The sequence below is a fragment of the Nitrososphaera sp. AFS genome, from assembly GCF_009898475.1.
Classification (GTDB): Archaea; Thermoproteota; Nitrososphaeria; order Nitrososphaerales; family Nitrososphaeraceae; genus Nitrosopolaris.
Genome location: NZ_QURE01000041.1, coordinates 1 through 3934, shown reverse-complemented (window position 1 = coordinate 3934; position 3934 = coordinate 1). Strand labels below are relative to the sequence as shown.

Below are 3934 nucleotides of genomic sequence, written 5' to 3'. Positions count from 1 at the left end.
GAATCGATAGAAGAGGTTAACAACATAATACGTCATGAAATAAAAAAGGCGTTTGAAACTGTCAATATACAAAGCGTGGCTGCTCCCCTTGTGGATGTTGAACAGGATTTCTGGCCAAACGAGCACGATAAGTATGAGGAATTTAAAGTTCTTCTAAATGACGCAATTAGAGCGCTAAAGAATGAAAATACTAAGGAAGCGCAAGCTCGCTTGACAGCGGCATACCAACAAATGTCGTTTGGTACAGAAGATCAAACCTCAAAGTTATTTATGGAACGTGCAATGAGAGCGCTAAAGAATGAAAATACTAAAGAGGCTATAGCGACTCTCGAACTTGCCTATGGTATATGATAAGACTAGCACGAACAACATCTGGTCCGTTCTCAAAAGGATATAGGGGATTGTAAATTATCCTTTAGGCTGGATAGCAACTGTATTCCTTGCAGGAATTAACACTCATCTATGATGCTTGTCAAAGTTAACATTATGGAGTAAATTGCTCCGAAATCCAATAACGTACCGCCCATGAGGCAATGCAAGGCTCACGAATATAGCGGTAGATCTTAAGCATGGCCAGTACATCCTACTTCTTTGATAATAGAATGTAGATCGGATTCATTCAGTCCTGCCCCCATTTTTGCGTCTCTCCTTGAAAGAATTTGGCCACCGTTGAATGCAATAACGGTAGGAACTGCATTTATTGAGAACCTATCCCACAATGGGTTGTCATCATCATTCACTTTTGATCCATACATCTTGCATTTGCCGCCATGATTCGAGTCTGCTATCGATTCAAATACTGGCTTAAATCTCCTGCAAAAAGGACACCAGTCTGCATAAAACATTACCAATACCTCTCCGCCGGAAGCAAACAGGTTATCGAACTGTTCTGGTTCCAAGTGTTCCATATTTATCATCTAATTTCAAGGACATATTAATCAATTATGTCAAGTTCACATCTTTTTTCGCTGAAACANNNNACCCCTCAGCTTGTCACATTATCTATGCACAAACCTCTTAAGAGAATGATGTAATCACAATCGGAGAGTATGATTCTGATTCTCTATACCCTAAATACGTCCTTCAAATATAGGGATCGCTTCTTACAAATAGCATTAATACTTCCAAACTTCATGGATCAGCTTCACGAAATTGGCTTACATAATAGCCTCGTTGCCAATCGTACTGTATTCAGCTAGCCCATCAATCGACATCTTTAAACTGAGAGAAGTATCAACAAATTATGACACATCGTCTTTTCAACTCGGTAAAAAAAAATAACTCCTTGGATCTACCTCAAAGTGCGGGTTCTATTACTTTAACTCTACCTACCTCTACTTTGATTATTATTTTAATTATTTTACTCTACACCTTTATTTGTCCAGTTCCAAAATTACTTGCGTATTCAAATAAGACCGGTTTATCCAATGGACAAATTGATAGAGCAATTTCTATTCCAAGCCCGCAAGCACTCGTTCCCACTTCGAATTTACATCAAGCTAATAGTGTAAATGCATCACAAAGTAGGTCAGCTATGAACGCTGAATCAGTTATTGAATCTTTTCTCAGTCCGAAGGTTTTATTAGCGTCTGCGATTGATCAAATACGTAACAGTACTACTAGCGGCGATAACAAATTAAATAATGGCTCCTTGGGTTTTTCTGCAAGTTATAAAACCCTTTTGTTAGCTAGGCAAATAATTCCACCTAAAGACTTTATACTCTTATTCAATATACCACCATCTGGAATATCTAATGGACAAATATTTGCCAAGCTTCCATGCAACGCTAATTACACATCTCCATTGAAACTATTCATTGTGGAGACTAACTCAGGACTCAAAATTCAGACAAGGTTAATCGATTTACAGGTCATAGGTGACATATCAAGGCCTGAATACACGTGCGTATATTGGGCCACAGTACCAAACACAGCAAATATCATGATGCGTGGGGCGATCAACAATTCGGTCCAAAATACTACTAAATCAAATTCNNTGGATCCGGCTCAAACGATTAATAGTATTGGCCTATTAAATCCGACAAATTATCAACAAGTACTTCCTCCAACGAGCTCTTTAACTCTTGGATTCAACGATACATTTTCTTATCTTTACCATCAGAAACAAATCAAGTAAGCTGAAATTTTAAAACCAATCGTCTTTCCTATCTTATATCAGAACGCTAAACTTCTCTTCGAATTGAGGAGTCGAAATACCGAATGCCATAATTATGAAATTTGCTAGTTGTAGGCAAATAGCGCAGAACAGATTCTTGGAAATAATATCATACCCACGGTTATGTCATATGTCCACCATCGAACTCCTCGTAGAAATTAGCAGTGGTTGAAGCATTCTAGCCCGCTATGAATGTAGAATTCATTGTTTGTGCTACGATCAATGTAGATTAGCTTGAGTTGTCTTAGGTTCTAAGGAACAATAACTATTTTATAGGCGTTTGCGAACCGAATTCCTGGCCTGTATTGCATCAATCCAAAAATATCTGTTAATTTCCCCTCCAGGAAGAAGGCAAATCCGCTCTGCTCTGAAGGCACATTTCACAGCAATCACTCTTGCTATTACTACGGTCTTAAACCAAAGTACCTTCAAAGATAGCCATTACTTCGTCTACGAAGTATCTTTTTTTAGTCGGGATTTTTGTTTTGTTTCGGCTTCGAGATTATCCTTTTTGATTTCCTTGAGATCGTCACATTGTTCTTCTCCCTTCATTTTTTTAATCAAGGCTTATTTATTCAACCTCTACTTGACTTGTAAGATATCATTAATTAAGAATTGTGTGGCTTCCCAGAATCACAAAGATGTTCTTATAGAAGCGCTCTCAAGCAGTGCATCTGCAGAGCCATATTAAAATTGAAATCTTCCTGCTTCATGGAGGAATAAGGCATGCAGCGCTCATGATTACCCCACATTTCTCACCAGATAAGTTGATGGAGTACCTATAGATTTTACTAACCAACATTTCTCCAACGTCAATTCGACATTTTCGCCGAGATCGATCGACAACGTGGACTAAATGCCAGGAAGAGAATCTCCTACCCCAGGTCGCTCTTTTTCTATTCGCGCAATATTCCTTGACATGTACTCCATAGTCCCTGGAATATGACATTTGCACAAGCAGTCGTTGCAATCCAAATGGGTATTTTTCTTACAATAATCCGACAATTCATTAATCATTGCAAAAATACGTCAAAAAATTTGACGAAGACTAATTTTAATTTTGCTATTAAAGATTTCACATTTATTCTTAATATTATTGTGCAATAGACTTCCGAAAATAGAATCTACTCAAATAGATGTCATGCTTTCTGTTAAATTAAAAGTACGGGAAAACGAACAATTCGGGCCGTGGTGGTTCCCGTTAAGCACGTTTTCTACCGGTTTTTTACCATTTTTTTTACCAGCTGTAGCGTATAGATTTTTAACTTCGTTAGAATGATAGATCGTGGGGTTTTCAACTTAGGCAAAAGAAAAGTATTAAGTGAATCTCATCTCAAAGAATTAGTGAGGCCTCAGCAGGGTGAATTGCTTGGTCGAGTGATTAAGCTAGTGGGAGGCGATAATATTATCGTAAGATGTACAGACGGCAAGGTTAGAACTTTGTCGAATTCGTGGAAAAATCAAGCGCAGAATGTGGATCCGGGACAATGATCTGGTGCTAATAGCGCCATGGGACTTTCAATCTGATAAGGCAGATATCGTGTGGCGTTACATTGCGGCGCACGCAGAGAAATTAGAGCAAGACGGTTACCTTGAGGGGCTAAAAAGCTAACGCGAGTGGAACACTATTCTGCGAAATTAATTGTCTGTTCCGTTTCCATTCTTTAGATCTGCTGATAAATTGAGGCCGGACCTGTGAAAGTTCTTTACCCATAAGACAAACGTTAAGTTAAGAGCGCACAGATAATTAACCGAATA

Annotated in this window: 4 protein-coding genes; 3 read left to right on the top strand and 1 reads right to left on the bottom strand. The window is 38.5% G+C overall.

Annotation, left to right across the window (positions count from 1 at the left end; genetic code table 11):
• Positions 1-351: hypothetical protein (locus DYY65_RS06080; RefSeq protein ID WP_162477087.1), on the top strand; the 351-nt coding region annotated here is incomplete at its 5' end.
• Positions 352-563: 212 nt separating this feature from the next.
• Here the strand turns inward: DYY65_RS06080 and DYY65_RS06075 are convergent.
• Positions 564-908, bottom strand: coding sequence for a thioredoxin family protein (locus DYY65_RS06075; RefSeq protein WP_162477086.1), 345 nt, complete (start codon positions 906-908; stop codon positions 564-566).
• 2543 nt (positions 909-3451) lie between these two features.
• Between DYY65_RS06075 and DYY65_RS12445 the strand changes: the two genes are divergently transcribed.
• Together DYY65_RS12445 and DYY65_RS12975 are read left to right on the top strand one after the other, a co-directional pair.
• Complete coding sequence (locus DYY65_RS12445; protein ID WP_236561700.1) at positions 3452-3667, top strand: hypothetical protein; 216 nt, start codon at positions 3452-3454, stop codon at positions 3665-3667.
• Positions 3648-3788: a hypothetical protein gene (locus DYY65_RS12975; RefSeq protein WP_370519312.1), complete on the top strand. Its 141-nt coding sequence runs from the start codon at positions 3648-3650 to the stop codon at positions 3786-3788. Before DYY65_RS12445 ends, DYY65_RS12975 begins: the two co-directional genes overlap by 20 nt.
• Positions 3789-3934 lie beyond the last annotated feature (146 nt).

Excerpts from the sequence above, each read along its gene's own strand:
- DYY65_RS06075 (WP_162477086.1), bottom strand. The coding sequence starts at position 908 with ATGGAACACTTGGAACCAGAACAGTTCGATAACCTGTTTGCTTCCGGC.
- DYY65_RS12445 (WP_236561700.1), top strand. The coding sequence starts at position 3,452 with ATGATAGATCGTGGGGTTTTCAACTTAGGCAAAAGAAAAGTATTAAGT.
- DYY65_RS12975 (WP_370519312.1), top strand. The coding sequence starts at position 3,648 with ATGTGGATCCGGGACAATGATCTGGTGCTAATAGCGCCATGGGACTTT.